The 19,346-nt window shown below is 46.2% G+C and carries 16 protein-coding genes; 4 read left to right on the plus strand and 12 right to left on the minus strand.

Translation table 11 applies throughout. The features are described 5' to 3' along the window. Positions 1-159 precede the first annotated feature (159 nt). Positions 160-2,580 carry a transglycosylase domain-containing protein gene (locus tag KFV11_RS07925; protein WP_254249644.1) on the plus strand — a complete coding sequence of 807 codons (2,421 nt, stop codon included), beginning with the start codon at positions 160-162 and terminating at the stop codon, positions 2,578-2,580. A gap of 44 nt (positions 2,581-2,624) precedes the next feature. On the opposite strand, the gene KFV11_RS07930 is transcribed toward KFV11_RS07925, so the two are convergent. Next, positions 2,625-4,292 carry a formate--tetrahydrofolate ligase gene (locus KFV11_RS07930; RefSeq protein WP_254249645.1) on the minus strand — a complete coding sequence of 556 codons (1,668 nt, stop codon included), beginning with the start codon at positions 4,290-4,292 and terminating at the stop codon, positions 2,625-2,627. Positions 4,293-4,428: 136 nt separating this feature from the next. Continuing rightward, complete coding sequence (acsA, locus tag KFV11_RS07935) at positions 4,429-6,141, minus strand: acetate--CoA ligase (RefSeq protein WP_254249646.1); 1,713 nt, start codon at positions 6,139-6,141, stop codon at positions 4,429-4,431. Between the two features lie 100 nt (positions 6,142-6,241). Here acsA and KFV11_RS07940 point away from each other — a divergent pair, with 100 nt between their 5' ends. Genes KFV11_RS07940 through KFV11_RS07950 form a run of 3 tightly spaced genes read left to right on the plus strand, consistent with a single transcriptional unit; the run spans position 6,242 to position 8,662 of the window. After that, positions 6,242-6,874 carry a GNAT family N-acetyltransferase gene (locus KFV11_RS07940; protein ID WP_254249647.1) on the plus strand — a complete coding sequence of 211 codons (633 nt, stop codon included), beginning with the start codon at positions 6,242-6,244 and terminating at the stop codon, positions 6,872-6,874. Between the two features lie 10 nt (positions 6,875-6,884). Next, entirely contained in the window at positions 6,885-7,526 is a 642-nt protein-coding gene (locus KFV11_RS07945; protein ID WP_254249648.1) for a CBS and ACT domain-containing protein, read from the plus strand. Beyond that, on the plus strand, positions 7,523-8,662 hold the full coding sequence (locus tag KFV11_RS07950) for an acetoin utilization protein AcuC (protein ID WP_149459509.1): 1,140 nt from the start codon (positions 7,523-7,525) through the stop codon (positions 8,660-8,662). The genes KFV11_RS07945 and KFV11_RS07950 overlap by 4 nt, the downstream gene beginning before the upstream one ends. Positions 8,663-8,717: 55 nt before the next feature. Here the strand turns inward: KFV11_RS07950 and ccpA are convergent, their stop codons facing one another. The 10 genes from ccpA to KFV11_RS08000 all read right to left on the minus strand — a co-directional run bounded on the left by ccpA (position 8,718) and on the right by KFV11_RS08000 (position 19,331). Continuing rightward, positions 8,718-9,707 (minus strand): catabolite control protein A, encoded by a 990-nt coding sequence (gene ccpA / locus KFV11_RS07955; protein ID WP_254249649.1) that lies wholly within the window; start codon positions 9,705-9,707, stop codon positions 8,718-8,720. A 66-nt stretch (positions 9,708-9,773) separates the two neighbouring features. Next, the gene (locus tag KFV11_RS07960; RefSeq protein WP_254249650.1) at positions 9,774-10,847 is read right to left on the minus strand and encodes a bifunctional 3-deoxy-7-phosphoheptulonate synthase/chorismate mutase; all 1,074 of its coding nucleotides are present in this window, start codon (positions 10,845-10,847) and stop codon (positions 9,774-9,776) included. A 106-nt stretch (positions 10,848-10,953) separates the two neighbouring features. Then, a complete protein-coding gene (locus KFV11_RS07965; RefSeq protein WP_149459506.1) occupies positions 10,954-11,802 on the minus strand; it encodes a YtxH domain-containing protein in 849 nt (282 codons plus the stop codon). 88 nt (positions 11,803-11,890) lie between these two features. After that, a complete protein-coding gene (locus KFV11_RS07970) occupies positions 11,891-12,445 on the minus strand; it encodes a DUF948 domain-containing protein (RefSeq protein ID WP_149459505.1) in 555 nt (184 codons plus the stop codon). 77 nt (positions 12,446-12,522) lie between these two features. Beyond that, positions 12,523-13,821 carry a UDP-N-acetylmuramate--L-alanine ligase gene (murC, locus tag KFV11_RS07975; protein WP_254249651.1) on the minus strand — a complete coding sequence of 433 codons (1,299 nt, stop codon included), beginning with the start codon at positions 13,819-13,821 and terminating at the stop codon, positions 12,523-12,525. An 11-nt stretch (positions 13,822-13,832) separates the two neighbouring features. Beyond that, positions 13,833-16,472 (minus strand): DNA translocase FtsK, encoded by a 2,640-nt coding sequence (locus KFV11_RS11695; RefSeq protein WP_302054835.1) that lies wholly within the window; start codon positions 16,470-16,472, stop codon positions 13,833-13,835. A gap of 13 nt (positions 16,473-16,485) precedes the next feature. Continuing rightward, entirely contained in the window at positions 16,486-17,082 is a 597-nt protein-coding gene (gene ytpR, locus KFV11_RS07985; protein WP_149459502.1) for a YtpR family tRNA-binding protein, read from the minus strand. Position 17,083: 1 nt separating this feature from the next. Beyond that, a complete protein-coding gene (locus KFV11_RS07990) occupies positions 17,084-17,941 on the minus strand; it encodes a DUF1444 family protein (RefSeq protein WP_149459501.1) in 858 nt (285 codons plus the stop codon). An 80-nt stretch (positions 17,942-18,021) separates the two neighbouring features. Further along, the gene (locus KFV11_RS07995; RefSeq protein WP_149459500.1) at positions 18,022-18,330 is read right to left on the minus strand and encodes a thioredoxin family protein; all 309 of its coding nucleotides are present in this window, start codon (positions 18,328-18,330) and stop codon (positions 18,022-18,024) included. Then, a complete protein-coding gene (locus KFV11_RS08000; protein WP_149459499.1) occupies positions 18,327-19,331 on the minus strand; it encodes a PTS sugar transporter subunit IIC in 1,005 nt (334 codons plus the stop codon). Before KFV11_RS08000 ends, KFV11_RS07995 begins: the two co-directional genes overlap by 4 nt. Positions 19,332-19,346: the final 15 nt, after the last annotated feature.

The raw sequence follows: 19,346 nt of genomic DNA on the forward strand, positions 1-19,346 counted from the left end.
CATCAGTTCACAGCACCACTGACTCTCTTCGGATAATCTTCATTTATTACTTGTCCTTTAGTCTGAACATTATATAATTATGATAACAGTTTAATGTTTCATTTCAGCTACGTCAAGTTACTTGTTATGATATACTGGAAATATTCCGGGAGGTTAATAATGGTAAAAAACAATCGCTTCTCTTCTTATAGCAAGAATACATATGCTCACGCTAAGAAAAGGCTGAGTTCCATCGAATGGACGCCTTATGTAGTTTTTCATACGATCTATCATACTTTTTCAAATATCTTGTTCTTCTTTCTCATTGTGTCCATTCTGCTGATTGCTCTGCTGGCAGGATTCGGTACCGGCTACTTCGCAGCGCTCGTCAAAGATCAGCCTGTTGAGAGCGATGCCGCACTCAAGAAAGCACTGAACCAGATGGCTGAGAGCACTACTGTTTATTTCGGCACTGGGCAGTCACTCGGCAGCTTGAATGCCGATACCCAGCGGCAAGTCGTCAATTATCAACAGATTAATCCGCATGTTGTCGATGCACTCGTGGCGACAGAAGATGAATATTTCTATAAGCATAACGGCATTGTGCCGAAAGCATTTATCCGGGCTTCAGCACAGGAGATTCTCGGGTCCAGCACCAGCTCCGGCGGCAGTACGCTGACTCAGCAGCTCATAAAAAACCAGCTGCTGTCCAACGAGACTTCATTCGAACGAAAAGCTAAGGAAATGCTGCTATCATTGCGCGTCGAAAAATCATTATCCAAACAGGAAATCATGTCTGCTTATTTGAACGTCGTCAGCTTCGGCCGTAATACAAATGGTCAGAACGTGGCCGGCATTGAAGCGGCAGCCCGCGGTATTTTCGGTAAACATGCCAAAGACTTGAACATCGCACAAAGTGCTTTTCTTGCCGGTCTGCCTCAGAACCCTTATACATATACACCATTTCTGACGAACGGCAGTCTGAAGAGCGATGATGAACTCAGCTACGGTATGCACCGTCAGCAGTACGTGCTGGCAAGAATGCTGCAGAAGAAAAAAATCACGCAGCAGCAATACGATGAGGCTAAAAATTTCAATCTGAAACAATCATTCAAAGACCGGGTGGAAAATCCTGCTGACCAATATCCGTTTCTTGTCGAAGAAGTAGAACGCCGCGCTGTCGATATTATGAAATACGTGCTTGCTGAGCAGGATGGTATTTCAAAGCAGGAGATCGATGACACGCCAGTACTTGCTGATAAATACAGAGTGAAAGCTGATCAGTCACTAAGAAATGAAGGCTACACGGTCGATACGACAATCAATAAAAAGATTTACGATGTCATGAATGACATTAAAAATAACCCGAACTATTATTCAGTCGACCGTCAAGTCGACGTGAACGGCAAAACCGAGACGCTGCAGCATGAAGTCGGCGTTATGCTGAAAGAGAATAAGACAGGTAAAATTCTGGCGTTCGTCGGCGGGCGTAACCATGAGAAATCTCAGAACAACCATGCCACTCAGACGAAACGTTCGCCAGGCTCGACTATGAAGCCGCTGCTCGACTATGCGCCGGCAGTCGAATACGGTGTCATCACACCGGAGACCGTGCTGCTCGATAAAAAGTTTGATATTAACGGCTATTCACCGGAAAACTATGCTAAAAAGGAGTTCGGCGAAGTAACCGCAAGAATTGCTCTGGAAAACTCATTCAACTTAAGTACACTGCGCTTATATTCCGGCATACAAAACAGGCAACCGTGGAACTTCCTTGAGAAGATGCATATCGATATTCCGGACAGCGAAAAGCCTAACTTATCATTACCGCTCGGTGCAACGGATATCACACTTGAAGATGATGTCAACGGCTTCTCCGCATTGGCCAACAATGGTAATTATCAGGAAAGCTATTTGATCGACAGCATCCGTTCAAAAGATGGCAAGGTCATCTACCAGCATAAAGCACGGCCGGAACGCGTGTTCAGTGATGCCACCTCTTATATTATGACGGACATGTTAAAAGGCGTGCTCGATACCGGTAGTGCTTATCAGCTGAAAGGCACATTCGCCTATAAGCAGGACTGGGCAGGTAAAACAGGTACTGCACAAAATGCCACAGATAGTCTGTTCATCGGTTACAACCCAAGCGTCACTATGGGTATCTGGATGGGCTACGACAAACCGACATCATTTGACGAGGAGAACCATTATCAGCTGACATTGTGGCGCGATATCGTCAATGCGGTGACAGCTGTTAGTCCGACACAGATGGGTGTCGGTCAGCACTTCAAACAGCCGTCCTCTGTGCAGACTAAAAAAATATGTCAGCTGACGAACAGTCTGCAAGGGTCATGTGACGGCAGCGAACCAGTTAAACCAACTTTAGTATGGACTAACACAGATCTATCAAAGAAAACATTGAAATCACATGCTGTACTGTCAAGGCTCGGTATTTACCTCGACTCTAAGACGGGTGACAAAGTCTCTGCCAAGAGGGCTGTCGCGAATACATTCTTTGAACTGAGAGGTGTCAGCACCTCAGCAGGCAGCAATACTAAGCAAGAGACACCGGCGACCATCACTAATGTCAGCCGATAAAAAACGGAAATCCTTTAAAAGGATTTCCGTTTTTTTGGCTGGATTTAGAACAGCCCTACTGCATGGCCGTCAGCATCGATATCCATATTGAGCGCAGCCGGCTGCTTCGGCAGTCCCGGCATCGTCATAATATCACCGGTCAATGCAACAATAAAGCCTGCACCTGTTTTCGGGATCAGCTCGCGGATCGTGATTTCAAAGCCGGTCGGACGGCCGAGTTTTTTTGGGTCATCCGTGAATGAATACTGGGTTTTCGCCATACAGACGGGATAATGATTCCAGCCGTTATCTTTAATCGTCTTCAGCTGCTTCTTCGCGCTGTCAGAGAACACTACGTTATCTCCGCCGTAAATCTTCTGGACGACTGTGCGGATTTTCTCTTCCACCGGCAGTTCCAGTTCATAGAGCGGCCGGAAATCCTGCTTGTCAGCCATCACTTCTTTGACGAGCCGTGCAAGCTCGACGCCGCCCGCGCCGCCTTTTTCCCATACTTCAGTCAGCGCAATCTTAATGCTGCGGTCAGCACACCAGTCTTTGACTGCCTGCACTTCTTCTGCCGTATCTGTCACAAAGGCATTCAGGGCAACGACGGGCTCCACACCGAACTGCTGTAAGTTCTGCAGATGCTTCTCAAGATTGACGATACCGCGTTTCACCGCTTCAACATCTTCTGCTTTCAGCTGCTCCTTCAGTACACCGCCGTGCATCTTCAGCGCGCGGATAGTCGCTACGACAACGATAGCTGCAGGCTCAAGACCGGCTCGCCGCGCTTTAATGTCCATAAACTTCTCGGCACCGAGGTCAGAACCGAAGCCGCTCTCAGTGACGACTACATCTGCCAGACGCCGGGCTGTGTTCGTCGCAATAATAGAATTGCAGCCGTGGGCAATGTTGGCAAACGGGCCGCCGTGAATGAGTGCCGGTGTCCCTTCGATCGTCTGTACTAAGTTCGGTTTGATGGCATCCTTCAAAATAAGTGCCAGGGCGCCTTCCACTCCTAAATCTTTGACAGTGACCGGCTGCTTGTCATAAGTATAGCCGATTGTCATTTTGGCGATGTTTTCTTTTAAGTCATGAATATCACGTGACAGACAGAAGACCGCCATAATTTCGCTGGCCACTGTAATGTCAAAGCCATCTTCACGCGGCACCCCTTTGAACGGGCCGCCGAGACCGATCACTACTTCCCGCAGCGCCCGGTCGTTCATATCAAGAACGCGTTTCCACGAAATACGGCGCGGATCAATGTTCAGCGCATTACCCTGATAAATATGATTGTCGATGAATGCCGCTAAAGCATTGTTAGCAGTCGTAATCGCATGCAGGTCACCATTGAAATGGAGGTTGATTTCCTCCATCGGCAGTACCTGCGCGTAACCACCCCCAGTTGCCCCGCCCTTCATACCGAAGACAGGTCCTAAAGACGGCTCACGCAGCGCGACCATCACATTATCACCGAGCTGTCTGAAGGCATCACTTAAGCCTACTGTCACCGTGGACTTACCTTCACCTGCAGGCGTCGGGCTCATCGCAGTGACCAGCACGACTTTGCCTGTCGGCTGTGATTTAATTTTTGTCGTATCAATCTTCGCTTTGTAGAAGCCGTAAGGTTCGACCGCTCCGACTGGAATTCCTGCTTCTTCAGCAATAGAGCTGATCGGACGAATTTTCGAGCGCTTTGCAATTTCAAGATCAGATAAATAGTCAGTCATTTTCATTCCCCTTTGTATAAGTCTTCCAGTTCATCTTAGTTGAATAAGAAGGAACTGTCTACCTGTACATAAAAACAATAACAGTGCTCACTTCTTATACACAAGAACCCCTTGAATATCAAGAGGCTCTATGCTGTCAATCTTCCAGCGTGCTTAAATCACCTGTCGGCAGGTCAAGCTCCCATGCTTTCAGCACACGTCTCATGATTTTACCTGACCGTGTTTTCGGCAGCTTATCCTTGAATTCAATTTCTCGCGGCGCCGCATGTGCTGCCAGACCATTTTTGACGAAGACACGAATCTCCTCTTTCAGTTCATCCGTCGGTTCATAGCCTTCACGGAGCGCAATAAATGCTTTGATGATTTCTCCGCGCACTGGATCCGGCTTGCCGATTACACCTGCTTCAGCGACGGCTGGATGCTCGACAAGCTTGGATTCAACTTCAAACGGCCCGACACGTTCGCCTGCTGTCATGATGACGTCATCTACACGTCCCTGGAACCAGAAGTAGCCGTCTTCATCCATATAGGCAGAGTCACCGGAAATATACCAGCCGCCCGGCAGGAAGTACGATTCATATTTCGGACGGTTGTTCCAGATGTCTCTCATCATAGACGGCCATCCTTCTTTAAGCGCCAGGTTACCCATGCGGTTCGGCGGCAGCACATTGCCGTCGTTATCAACAATGGCCGCTTCGACACCGGGAATCGGTTTACCCATGGAGCCGGATTTAATGTCCATGCTCGGATAGTTGACGATCATATGGGCACCTGTCTCAGTCATCCACCATGTGTCATGAATTCTTTTGCCGAATACTTTGTAGCCCCATTTGATGACTTCCGGATTCAATGGTTCACCGACTGACAGGACGTGACGCAGACTGGACAGATCATAGTTCTTGCTCAGTTCATCTCCGGCACCCATCAGCATGCGGAAGGCAGTCGGTGCTGAATACCAGACGGTCACTTTGAATTCTTCGATGGTGCTGTACCAGCCTTCAGGCGAGAATCTGCCGCCTGCAATAACATTCGTCGCGCCGTTCAGCCAAGGTGCAAATATTCCGTAGCTTGTACCTGTCACCCAGCCCGGGTCAGCTGTACACCAGTAAATATCATCTTCTGTCAAGTCGAGAACGTACTGCCCGGATATGTAATGCTGCACCATAGCATACTGCACGTGCAGCACGCCTTTGGGCTGCCCTGTCGAACCTGATGTATAGTGCAGAATCAAGCCGTCTTCTTTATCGAGCCACTCGATGTCAAAAGTGTCCGCTGCCTCTTTAAACGCTTTGTTGAAGTCAATATGCTGATCAGCCACCTCATCATCGACAATGACAATATGCTTTAAATTCGGCAGCTCATCGACCGGAATACGTCCGACTAAACTGTTTGTCGTGACAATGACAGACGCTTCACTGTTTTCCAGTCTATCTTTGACTGCTTTCTCCATGAATGCTTCAAATAACGGCCCGACAATGGCTCCGATCTTCAAGGCGCCAAGCAGTACAAAGTAAAGTTCAGGTGACCGCGGCATAAAGATGAACAGTCTGTCTCCTTTAGCGACATCCGTCGTATTTTTCAGGACGTTCGCTGCTTTGTTGGAGTTTCTCTTCATCTCTTCAAATGTATATGATTCATTACGTTCAGCATCTTTATAGTAAAGGGCGACTTTATCACCTCTGCCGCTGTCTACATGACGGTCAATACATTCATAACCCATATTGACTTTCCCTGTTTCGTGCCAGGAGAATGCCTTTTCAACTTCTTTCCAGTCAAAGTTTTTATAGCGCTCATCATAATCCTGTAAATTATAATCCCCTGGTTCTACTTCATATATCTCTGTCTTCATTATGACATCCCCTTTGTATACGTTTTCAATGCTACAATATTATTATATAATAGATTAAACAAACTTTTCAAAAAAATTAGAATTTTAAAAGGAGCCATGCATGGAACATCTTAAAACTTATTACCGGCATGACCACTATCGGCACGACAGGCATATCATTATAGAAGGTCCCGTCTCCGGCGACACACTCAGCCGCTATACGTTTGACGATGGTCTTGTCGCTTTCAGAAGACCACCGGAACAGTTTGAAGCCATCAGGGAAATCGCTGACCTGCCTGAAGGAAGAATCATTATCTGCCGGGATAAGGATAACATCATCGGCTATACCACCTATCTATATCCGGATCCACTGGAACGCTGGAGTGAAGGTAATCTGCCCTTTCTGCTGGAGCTCGGTGCTATCGAAGTGTCACTCCATTACCGCAGTCTCGGCCTCGGCAAGGAGATGCTGAAGCTGTCCATGCGGGATGACCAGGTTGAGGACTATATTATTATCACGACTGAGTATTACTGGCACTGGGATTTAAAGAATACGAAGCTCAATGTCTTTGATTATAAGAAAATCATGCAGAAGATGATGGCAGCAGGCGGCCTTGAAGTCTTCTCCACAAACGACCCGGAAATCACAAGCCATCCGGCCAACTGCCTCATGGCGCGTATCGGCAGCAGGATCACGAACGAACAGATTGACCAGTTTGATAAGATCAGATTCACGAACCGATTCTTTATGTAGGAGGAACAACATGCTGGTAGAACGTATTATGACAAGCCCATGCCTTACAATCAATGAAGAGCGAACTATTGAACAGGCGCTGGAACTGATGGCGTCACAAGACATCAGACATCTTCCTGTCGTCGATAATGATATGAAGCTGCTCGGTATCGTCACAGACCACGACATCAACCTGGCACTTCCGTCGATTCTCGGCACTGAAGATCCGGCCGCCCATCTCGCCATGCCCGTCACGCGCATCATGCACAAAAATGTCACGACATGTCACCCGCTTGACTTCGTGGAAGACATTGCCGTCGATTTCTATGAGCTGAAGCTCGGCAGCATCCCGGTCATCAGAAACAAGCAGTGCATCGGCATCGTCACACAGAAGGACATGCTGAATACATTCCTTGAACTGACCGGTGTCACTATACCCGGCTCTGCCATTGAAGTCGCCGTGCCGGATCAGGCAGGCATCATGCACGAAGTCACACGCGTGTTCAATACAAACAAAGTCAGCATCGAAAGTATTCTTGTATACCGGGACCGGGCCAATCCAGGCTATAAGCTTGTACTGATCAGAATGCAGTCGATAAATCCGACAAAAATTATTAACGACCTGGCAAACTCGGGGTTCACGGTCAGAACACCGCAGAACAGCGGCCTATGAGCAAATACATTTATTCAGAGGAATTATTGAACTACCGCTTTTCAGACAGTCATCCGTTTAATCAGATGCGGCTTGTGCTGACGACTGAGCTGCTGCAGGCACTTGAATTTCTTGATGACAGCGAAATGGTCCCGGCAAGAAAGGCAACAGACGATGAACTGAAGCTGGTTCATACTGCCGACTACGTGGAGGCCGTCAAGCAGGCAGGGCTTGGTACGCTCAGCCAGGCGAAATGCGACAGCTACGGCCTTAATACAAACGACACGCCCAACTTCAGCGGTATGCATGACAGCAGTGCCTGGCTCGTCGGCGGCACATTGACGGCCTGTGATATTGTCATGACCGGGGCTGACACGACTGCCTGTAATCTCGGCGGCGGTCTGCATCACGGCTTCCGCGGCAGAGCGTCCGGCTTCTGCATATATAACGACAGTGCTGTAGCGATTGAATATATGAAGCAGAAGTACGGTGCCCGCGTCCTTTATATCGACACGGATGCTCATCATGGTGACGGCGTGCAGTGGGCGTTCTATAATGACGACGATGCCTTCACTTATTCCATCCATGAGACTGGTAGATACTTGTTCCCCGGTACAGGCGGTATTAACGAGAAAGGCGAAGGAGACGGCTACTTATACAGCATGAACCTGCCGATAGATGCTTATACTGAAGATGACTCGTTCCTTGAATGCTTTAAAGAAAGCGTGGAAGTCGCCTGCCGTTTTTTTAAACCTGACGTGATTATCAGTCAGAATGGTGCTGACGCCCATTATCTTGACCCCCTGACTCATCTTCATTGCACGCATCACGTGTTCGAAGCGATCCCGAGAATCGTCAAGCAGCTTGCTGATGACTACTGCGGCGGTAAATGGATTGCAGTTGGCGGCGGGGGTTACAACATCTTTCAAGTCGCCCCGCTCGCCTGGAGTCAGATCTGGCTCGCCATGAAAGGCATCCCGGCGCCTTCAGGTAATCTTCCAAAGAGCTGGCTCGAGAAATGGCAGAAGAAAACTGAAGTCACTCTGCCGGCAAAGTGGGATGCAGACAGCGAAAACTATACAGTCATTCCACGCCGGGTGGAGATTACAGAGAAGAACAGGCGGACGCTTGAACGTGTCATCCAGCATTATGAATAAAACCAGCGCATAATAAAAAAGCACACTTGTTTGTTGAAGTGTGCTTTTTGAGGTGTTATTTTGTCGTGCCGCGATAATCGATGTGATACGGCAGAACGACCTGTTTATCTTCTATTTCTTCATCATTCATGAATTTCGTCAGCAGTCTCATCCCTACTGCACCGATATCATATAACGGCTGCATAACGCTTGATAGCTTGGGACGTACCATCTGCACCAGTCTCGTATTGTTGAAGCTGACGATCTGCAGGTCATCCGGTATATTCAGACCGGCATCCTGAGCGGCATGGACAAGTCCGATCGCCTGTTCATCACTGATACAAAGAATAGCATCCGGTTTTAATCCTTGCAGCTGCGCAAATGCTTTTTCACCGTCTAAATATTGTTCGCTGCCGACATAGACAGCATCATCATTGAACGTAATCCCGTTGTCCTTCAGCACTTCCGTCATTCCTGACAATACGTCATGCCGTGCTTTCTCAGAATATCCGCCGCCGACGAATGCGAACTGACGCGCACCGTCTTTCAGCAGTTTTTCCGTAATTTCACGGCTTGCTGAATGATAGTCGATATTGACTGCCGGCAGTGCACTGTCATTATCCTGTGTTCCTGATACAACAACTGGAACTGAAGAAGTCTGAATCAGTTCAGCTGTTTCATTGGATAACGTACCTCCAAGGAAGATAATACCATCCACCTGCTTGCTCAGCAGATTGTTGAATATTTCCCGCTCTTTGAACGGATCGTTATCCGAATTTGAAATAATGGTCTGATATTTATACATCGTTGCAATATCTTCAAGCCCGCGGGCAAGCTCAGAATAGTAGATGTTCGAAATATCAGGAATAATCACACCGACTGTTGTCGTTTTTTTGCTGGCAAGTCCCCTTGCGACAGCATTCGGACGATAGTTCAATCGTTTGATGACTTCATTGACGCGGTCGCGTGTAGCAGGCTTCACATTAGGATTACCGTTCACTACACGTGATACAGTTGCCATTGAAACTTTAGCTTCTCTTGCAACGTCATAAATGGTGACTGTCATAGTTTCCTCCTGTAATCGTTTTCCATACTATTCTAACACGTTTTCATGAAGTTTTCATAATAATTTCTAGCGATATTGTTTTCTTGTCCGTTCAATTTCATCATAGAATGCATCGAACTCGTTTAAGTCCATCTGCTGTCCTGCATCGCTCAGCGCAACCGATGGATCCGGATGCACTTCTGCCATGACACCGTCTGCTCCGACGGCAAGTGCAGCTTTAGCGACCGGCAGCATAATATCTTTCCGCCCTGTAGAATGCGTCACATCGACCAGCACCGGTAAATGGGTACCTTGCTTTAAGATCGGCACGGCAGAGATGTCCAGTGTATTTCTTGTCGCTTTTTCGTATGTACGGATGCCGCGCTCACAGATGATGATATTGCTGTTACCACTGGCATGAATGTATTCCGCTGCATAAATCAGCTCTTCAATCGTCGCTGACAGACCACGTTTCAGCAGTACAGGCTTGTTGGCGCGGCCTGCCTCTTTCAGCAGCTCAAAATTATGCATATTGCGGGCACCGATCTGGAATACATCGATGTATTGGTCAGCCAGTTCAAAGTGATGGGGATCGACGACTTCCGATATTACTGCAAGGTCATATTTTTGATTGATCTCTTTCAATATTTTAAGACCTTCAACACCGAGTCCCTGGAAATCATATGGAGATGTACGAGGCTTAAATGCGCCTCCCCGAATAAATTTCTGTCCTTTTTCAACCAGACTTTTTGCTACCTGCTCTACTTGGTCATAAGATTCAACAGAACATGGTCCGAAGACGAAGATTTTCTCATCTCCGCCGATGACACCGCCATTAGCAGTTTTCACGACCGTATCTTCAGCTTTCAGCTTTCTAGATACATAGAGATGCTTCTCATTTTCAGATTTCTGCAGCTCAGTCGATGCTTTAAAGATTTCTTTGAATAGCTGTTTAATGACATTATCATCGTAAGGCCCTTGATTTAAGTCCTGTAATTTATTGATCATTTCTTTTTCACGCATAGGATCATAAATCATCGTACCGGCTTTACGTTTCTCCTGACCAATCTGTTTCGCAATTTCTCCGCGCTCAGACAGCAGTTCTAATATAGCCACATTGATCTCTTCGATGCGTTCTCTTAACTGGTTCAATTCAGACATTCGATACACCTCATTAACTTCAAATTATTCTTCCCATAAAAAAAAGCAGGGTGAGAATTCACCCTACTATAATATCACAAGTATATGCATCTTTTGAAAGATACGCTTATTTTTTGTTATTTTTGTTGTTTGTGTTACCAGGTTTGAAATCTGTTTTAGTTGTATCCACTTTAGTGTTTGGATTAACTTTAGTTGAATTGTTTGACTTAGAAGTTGTTTTGTTTGTGTTTAAATCTTTATCAACAACTGCAATGGGTTCTTTCAAAGAATTATCGTTAACTTCATCTTTGATTGCGCGGCGCTGTGCTGCTAAAGCGTCAGTATCTGTTTCAACTTTAGTTGTCACATGACTTGTCGCTTCATTGTAGCCTGTCGCCTGGTTGTCATTTTTTGTGTTTGTTTTGTTTTGAGTATCCTGTGCTTTGTCTTTAACTTCAGCAACTTTGTCCGCTGCTTTGTCTTTGATTTCAGCTGCTTTGTCTTTTAACTGATCAACTGCAGAAGGCTTGTTGTCTTCTTTGTACTGATTGCCTTTTAAGTAAGAACCTTTGTAGTCTGCATTGTCATAGCCGCGTTTGTCATCTTTCTTAGGCGCAAATAACAGACCGAGTAATGTTCCAAGAGAAACACCTACAGTGAAACCTAAAGCAAAGTCACGTGTAGAGTAATTCGTATTTTTCACTTCATATTCTTTTAAAGTGTTGGCACTTAATGAACGGTTGTAAGTGTTGTTCGGATATTCATTGACACCGTTGTCATAAGTGTTGACTTTGTCGTAAGAATTGAAATTGTTGTCTTTGTCAAACGTCGTTTTTGTGTTTGTGTCTAATGTGTTGTTTTTGTCAAAATTGTTGTTTTTGTCAAAAGTGTTTACGTTTGATGCTGTGTCGAATTTGTTCTCGTTGTCTTTACCGAAGTTAGTACTTGTTAAGTCTTTGTTATTTGTGTTTGTCATTATAATGACCTCCTAATTAAAATGGGAATATACTTAACTTGTTATAGTTTAGTATATTCCCACTTATACGACGGTTAAACGTCAAATATTATTTTAAGTCAGAATTTTTATCTAATCCTGCTTTAACTTTTACAATGTCGACATTTCCATTATGAGCAGTATCTTCATTGTATGCCGTACTTGCTGCTTCTTTGTAGACTGGCTGGTCAGCAAAGTTGACGCTGTTACGACGCTGTTTTCTCATCTGCCATTTATCCAGCACTTCCATCACTACATTTGACCATTTAACAACTTGTGCGATGTTTTCCTGGTTGTTAGCGATGTTATGAGTCACAGAGTTTGTTACCCGGTCTACAGAGCTGTTCAAGTTCTGTACAGAACCACCGACTCCTTTGACTGCATCTACTACCGTATTTAAGCGTGCTGATTTGTCCTGGACATCTTCAGCAAGACGGTTCGTCTTATGTAATAAGTCCGTAGTCTCGCGTGTAATCCCTTGAATCTGACCTTCAACGCCGTCTAAAGTTCTAGCGACATGATCAAGGTTTTTCTTAACTGATAATAATACGACTACGATACCGATACATAGAATTAAGAATGCCAGTGCCGCGATGATACCGGCGATTGGAAGTATCCATTCCATATATAACCCCTCCTATTTCCTATCTATATTTTACTACCTCATTTTACCCTGCAATTATAGTTTAAAACATATTTGAACTATTGCAACAGATTTTCGTAGGCTTTCTGGATTTTTTGAATATCTCCGGCACCCATAAAGATAACAACGTCATTAATATAGCGCTTTAAAACGTCAACATTATCTTCACTGATCAGCTCTGCTCCTGGAATCAGTACGGCAAGATCATTGATTGTCAAGTTCCCGGCCGTTTCGCGTGCCGAACCGAATATATCACAGAGGAATACTTTGTCCGCTGCTTTCAGGCTGTCAGCGAAATCTTCTAGAAACGTTTCAGTACGCGAGAATGTATGCGGCTGGAACACTGCAACAATTGTTCTGCCGTCATATTTTTTGCGAGCTGAGTCAATAGTCGCACTGATTTCTTTTGGATGATGCGCATAGTCATCGATCAATACTTGATTGTCTTTCTTCTTCTCGGTGAAGCGGCGTTTAACGCCACCGAAAGTTTCAAGCGCGTCTTTAATGTTCTGAACATCGAGCTGCTCAAGATGGCAGACCGTAATCACTGCCAGGGCGTTTAACACTTGATGGTCACCGAACATCGGTGTCTTAAAGCTGCCAATAAACTTGCCGTCAATTATAACATCGAATGTCGTTCCGGACGCTGTAGAGATGATATTTTCGGCTCTGACATCATTATGCTCTTCTGTACCATAGTAATAAATCGGAATCGTCACCTGCAGGTCGCGCAGATTTTTGTCGTCGCCGCAAGCAATGATGCCTTTTTTGACTTTACGGCTCATCTCCTGGAACGCATTGAACACATCGCTCATGCTGGCGAAATAATCCGGATGGTCAAAATCAACGTTCGTAATAATGGCGTAGTCCGGTGAATAACTCAGGAAGTGCCGGCGGTATTCGCATGCTTCAAATGCAAAGTACTCACTGTCCGGAAGTCCCATGCCTGTACCATCACCGATTAAATAAGACGTCTTCTTATCTCCGTTCATCACATGAGATAACAGACCGGTCGTTGATGTCTTGCCGTGAGAGCCTGTGACCGCAATAGAAGTGTACTGATGCATGAATGACCCTAAAAAGTCATGGTAACGATAGAACTCAAGATTCAGCATCTTCGCCCGCACAATTTCAGGGTGGTCATCACCGAAAGCATTACCGGCTATGATCGTCATCCCTTCTTTAATATTGTCAGCAGCGAACGGCACAATCGTAATGCCTTTATCGCGCAGTGCAATTTCCGTGAAAAATTCTTTCTCGATATCCGACCCTTGAACTTCATGTCCCATATCAAAAAGGATATGTGCGAGCGCACTCATACCTGACCCTTTAATTCCTATAAAATGATATAACGTCATTGTTTACACTCCTATTGTTGTTTTTCTGCGATTAACACTGTTCTTGGTTTTGAACCATTGGCCCCGCTGATATAACCTGCGTCTTCCAGGCTATCGACGATGCGTGCTGCTCTGTTATAGCCGATCTGGAATCTACGCTGCAGCTGTGAAGTTGAAATCTGGCCTTCTTCCTGCATGTAGTCGATCACATCATCAATCAGTTCATCCTGCGGGAGTTCGTTGACTTTACTGAGCAGTTCTTCCTGCTTGAACATGTAGTTCGGCGGCCCCTGTTCCCTGATATAAGCAGCGACTTCATCGATTTCCTCATCAGATACATAGCAGCCTTGAATACGAATCGGCCGGTTCATGCCGTTACCTTGGTACAGCATATCACCGTTACCGAGCAGTTTCTCAGCACCGCCGCTATCCATCACTGTACGTGAATCGACAGCAGAAGATACCATGAAGGCGATACGAGTCGGCACATTCGCTTTAATCAGGCCGGTGATGACATTGACAGATGGACGCTGCGTCGCAAGTATCATATGAATACCTGCAGCACGAGCTTTCTGTGCAATGCGGGCAATCGAGTGCTCCACTTCCTGCGGTGCCATCATCATTAAATCAGCGAGCTCATCGATAATAATGACAATCTTCGGCAGCCGCTTGTCATAAGTTGACTTCTGGTTATATGCGGTAATATTTCTGACATGAACATCGGCAAATGTCTTATAGCGCCGTTCCATCTCTTCAACAATCCACTTCAAGCTTTCAGTCGCGGCCTTGACATCAGTGATGACCGGTGCGAGTAAATGCGGCAGATCGTTATAAGGCGCAAGCTCCACCATTTTCGGGTCAATCAGCAGCAGTTTAAGCTCACTCGGATTGTTACGGTACAGCAGCGACAGTAAAATCGCATTGATGCTCACTGATTTACCTGAGCCGGTTGCGCCTGCGATTAATGCATGCGGCATTTTAGCGATGTCCATCAGCATCGGTTCATTATTGATCTTTACACCCAGTGCGACCATAAGCTTGGATTCTGCAAATTTAAACCGTTTGGAGAAGATGACTTCACTTAAATTGACCGGCCGTGTTTCAAGGTTCGGAACTTCCACGCCCACACGGGATGTGCCGGGAATTGGTGCTTCAATACGAATATCCTTAGCTGCCAGCGCCATTTTGATGTCATCCTGCAGATTGGTGATTCTGCTGACTTTGACTCCTTTTTCTACTGAGAGTTCATAACGGGTGACAGAAGGACCGACGACGACATGCTCCACTTTAGCAGGAACGTTGAAGTGATATAATGCTTCATCCAGCTGTGCACGCTGCTCTTCCACCCATTCATGAGACGCTGCAGGCGCTTCAGGATGTGCCAGCAGACTGACAGGAGGCAGCAGGTAATTCGGCCCTTTACGTTTCTTATCTTTTCCAGTCACCACCTCTTTCACTTTCTCCATAACAGCAGGCGCTTCCTGCTCTATGTGACCAGGTGTGACGAAGTCGATGGCTTTTTCAAGCAGTGATGGTTCTGCTGAAGATCCATCGGCAGAATCAGGTGTTATTTTATCGATTATTTTTTCTACTATTGACGGCTCAGTGACAGCCTGTTTTTTATCCATCAGCCTTTTTTTATCTGACGGTGTCATGACAACATTAAATGGTCTCGTCTTAGTGACCACCGGACGGAGTATCGGTTCTTTCATTTCGTCGACTGCTTCATCAATGGAGTCGTTAACGTGAGAGACCGCTGATGTTTCACGGACAAGTGCTTCGACTGCCGAATTTTCAGCAGGTGGCAGGATGACTTCTACTGTTTCAAGTTCAGGCATCAGCTCATGAACCGGCTGAAGCACCAATGATTCTGTTTCCAGTTCAGAAGAATAGACAGTCTCTGTATCAGGCGTTTCTTGTTCCGGTGCAGAAGAATAGACAGTCTCTGTGTCAGGCGTTTCTTGTTCCGGTGCAGAGGAATAGACAGTCTCTGTATCAGGCGTTTCTTGTTCTGGTGCAGTCATCAGCTTTTCCTCAAGTTCCTTCTGAAGTTTCAGCTGCTGACGTTTCTCTTCGAATGCTTTTTTGGCCTGTGCTTTCTTTTCACGTTCCCGCCTGATTTCCGCGACAATTTGTGATGCATAGACATTCTCGACGTTAACCATGTTATCCTGCCTGCGGTGAGGCGGCGTCACGGGTTTTACCATTTCCGGCTTTCTGCCAGTCAGCGGGGTGATGACCACCTTGCTTTCACCCGGCTTCAAATTTTTACGTGTGCCGTAAATCGCAGACGGCACTTCACTTGCGACGAACTTCGGCTTATGTATGTCTGTCTTGCTCGGAGGTGGTGTATAAGCCGGATGATAGCGCTCTGTCAACGGATGAGGCGGCTCATCATGCTGCTGATGGTGACGTTTACGACGTTCCCGCCGACTGTTGAAGTAATCATCATTGACGAAGTCACTTTGAACAGGATGTGCTGATTCCGGTTTTGCCTCTGCCTCTTTTTCTGTTCCAGTCTCAACATCGATAGGAAATCTAAATCTTCCTTTCGGTCTTCTGTATATTTCGTCGTGATTATCTTCTTCCCTAGGTTTTATCATTACTTCATCTTCACGCTGCTGATGTGTGTCATTTGATTGTTCTCCGAATAATTTGTCAAACCAGCTCATCTACTCACACCTTTTAAACTTGTTTAAAGAAGTCGGTACCAGGAACCACTTCTTCACCCAGTACTAATATGCCTTTTTTCTCTTCGGAATCAGTGAGTCCGAGTTCACGTTCAGAACAGATCATACCGTTTGACGGCACACCGCGCAGTTCAGCAGCTTTAATCAGCATTCCGCTCGGCATGACAGCGCCTACTTTAGCGACGACGACATTTTGTCCGGCAGCGACATTGTTAGCGCCGCAGACAATCTGCAGCACTTCGTCTCCGACATTCACCTGGCAGATGTTCAGCTTATCAGCATCCGGATGTTTTTCCATGCTGTCGACATGGCCTGTAACGAACTTAGGAGACAGGTCGACTGTCAGCGGCTGCATGCCTTTACTCGTCAGCACTTGATTGATGGCGTCCACTTTTGCTTCGTCCAGTTCCACTTGACCATTACCGTCAAACGACAGCTGGCCGCTTATATTGAAAACATTATAGCCGACGACTGCACCGTCTTTCTTAATAGTGACCACGTCTCCATTCTGCTCATAGTCAAATGGGCCGTCAGCATGCTTCAACGTGATCAGTAGAACGTCACCAATTTTGTCATTGTAGAAGATATTCATGTCATTGCTCCTTATTATTTTCAAATTTTTTACGGTTTTTCTCCAGGCGGGCAATAGCCTCCTGATTCCGCTTCATATTGTTCTTGCCGAGAATAAAGACCGGCGTCAGCTTGCCATTTTCGTACTGGAATGATAATGACGTAATCGGTACAAGGCCGTTGCTGAAGAACTGCATCATCATCTGGGCCATAATGTCATAACCTGTCTCATTCTCGATATCCGCGATGATCAATACATCGGCATGTGGTGTTGCGACGAGCAGCTCACCTTTTTTGTTCTTATCAAACTGCTGCAGCAGCGTATCATTTAATATTCTGGAGGCATCGTAGCCGTCGTTGGAGTTGAAGAAATAAAAGGTACTGCCGGCTACATGGTCCTCTTTGTACTGTGCTGCCAGCTTTTTGACGTTAAACAGCGCCTGTTCTTTGACATGTTCCTTTGATATCGCCATCTCACTTAATACATTGTCATCAATCAGGCGGTAAGTGGAACCAAGATCAAGCGCGTAATAAATATTAGTCTCAGCCGTATGTTCCGAAATGACAAAAGGCACGCCGTTTGTTTCTTTTGGAAAACTTGTCGACCGGATGACCGGCATGATTTTCATTTCAGTAATTTTCTTATTTGTCTCATCCGCCATCGCTGTAATTGTCTCATTGATATAGTAAAGAACTTCATCGATGATTTTGCGCTCCTGCTGCTTATATTTCGCCACGAGCGGCGCAAGCTTAATCGTCAGTCCTTTATGATTGTCCCGGCGTTCAACTCTCAATGTTTCTTCCTTGCGGTCGAAATTCCATGTCATTACTTCGGCAGCTAATTCAGCGGTAATGGCATCTCTTATTTCAAACACATTCATAGGTAACACTCCTCAATTCTTGTATTATTTATTGTACAATAAAACCACGATGAGTGATAGTATCCCATCGTGGTCAGCTATTACAATGATTCAATGAATTGATTGATCTCTTCTTTTGTTTTTCTGTCTCTGGAGACAAAACGCCCTGTTTCGCGGCCCTCATTAAATGCCACAAAGCTTGGAATCCCCATGACGTCATACTGCACCGCAAGATCCATAAAGGCATCACGGTCCACGGAAACAAATTGATAGTCATCATGCACTGCTTCAATCTCCGGCAGTGCGGGCTGGATGAAATGGCAGTCCGGACACCATCCTGCTGTAAACATGACGATTGTCGGTTTGTTGATCAGTTCATTAAAGTCCTGTTCATTTGTTAAGTTAATCATGTTCTCTCTCCTGTCATAATTTGCTGGTCACCAGGCTTGATGATCTGTGCATTTTTCATCATCCGGTAGACGAAATAACTGATGAGCCCCGGCAGCAGAAAATGGAACAGACCAATCTGCAGCCAGGTCGTCACCGATGCTCCCATCGTCTTCACCGTCATGATCTGGCCGACGAAGCCGCTCGTCCCCATACCGGCACCGGCTGCGACGTTCTTCATCGGCCAGAACATCGTCATGAGCGGTGCTGTCATCATACTTGCGATAATAGGCGGCACGAGAATAAACGGATTTCTCATATAGTTCGGAATCTGGATTTTACTCGTCCCTATGCCGTGCGCGATGAGCCCCTGTATTCCATTATCCCCGTAACTCGTCACCGCAAAACCAATCATGTGGCAGCAGCAGCCGATTGTCGCTGCAGCAGCGGCAGTCCCTTCGATATTCAGCATCAATGCAAGCGCGGCGCTGGATATCGGACTCGATAATGTGAGACCAAAAACCAGTGCAATGAGTATTCCCATCAACAGCGGCTGCTGTGTCGTCGAGAATGTAATGAACTCACCAATACGTGCCATAAATGCTGCAATAAACGGACCGATCAGTTTGGCGATAGTGCCGCCGAGCAGCAAAGTCAGCAGCGGTGTGAGCAATATATCGACTTTTGTTCTGCCACTGTATAGTCGTCCGAGCTCCGTCGTCACAAGTGCCACAATATATGTTCCGGCAGCACCGCCCTGCTCATAGCCATACATCCCGGTCACTGCGCTTGAGAAAATCACAAGCGGTGAAGCACCGAGTCCGTAAGCGACACTGACACCTACTGCAGCGCCGGTATATTGCTTCGCGAGCTTACCGATTTCAAGCAGCAGACTCGTATCAAAGAATGGTTTCAGTTCTGTTCCTGCGGTTTCAATAATAAGACCGATAATCAAAGAACTGAACAGACCGAGCGCCATAAAGCTCATCCCATCAATGAACCAGCGCTTTAAATAAGCTTTCATCCCCTTCACCTCATA

This window comes from Macrococcus equipercicus, assembly GCF_024205945.1.
In the GTDB taxonomy this organism is placed as follows: domain Bacteria; phylum Bacillota; class Bacilli; order Staphylococcales; family Staphylococcaceae; genus Macrococcus; species Macrococcus equipercicus.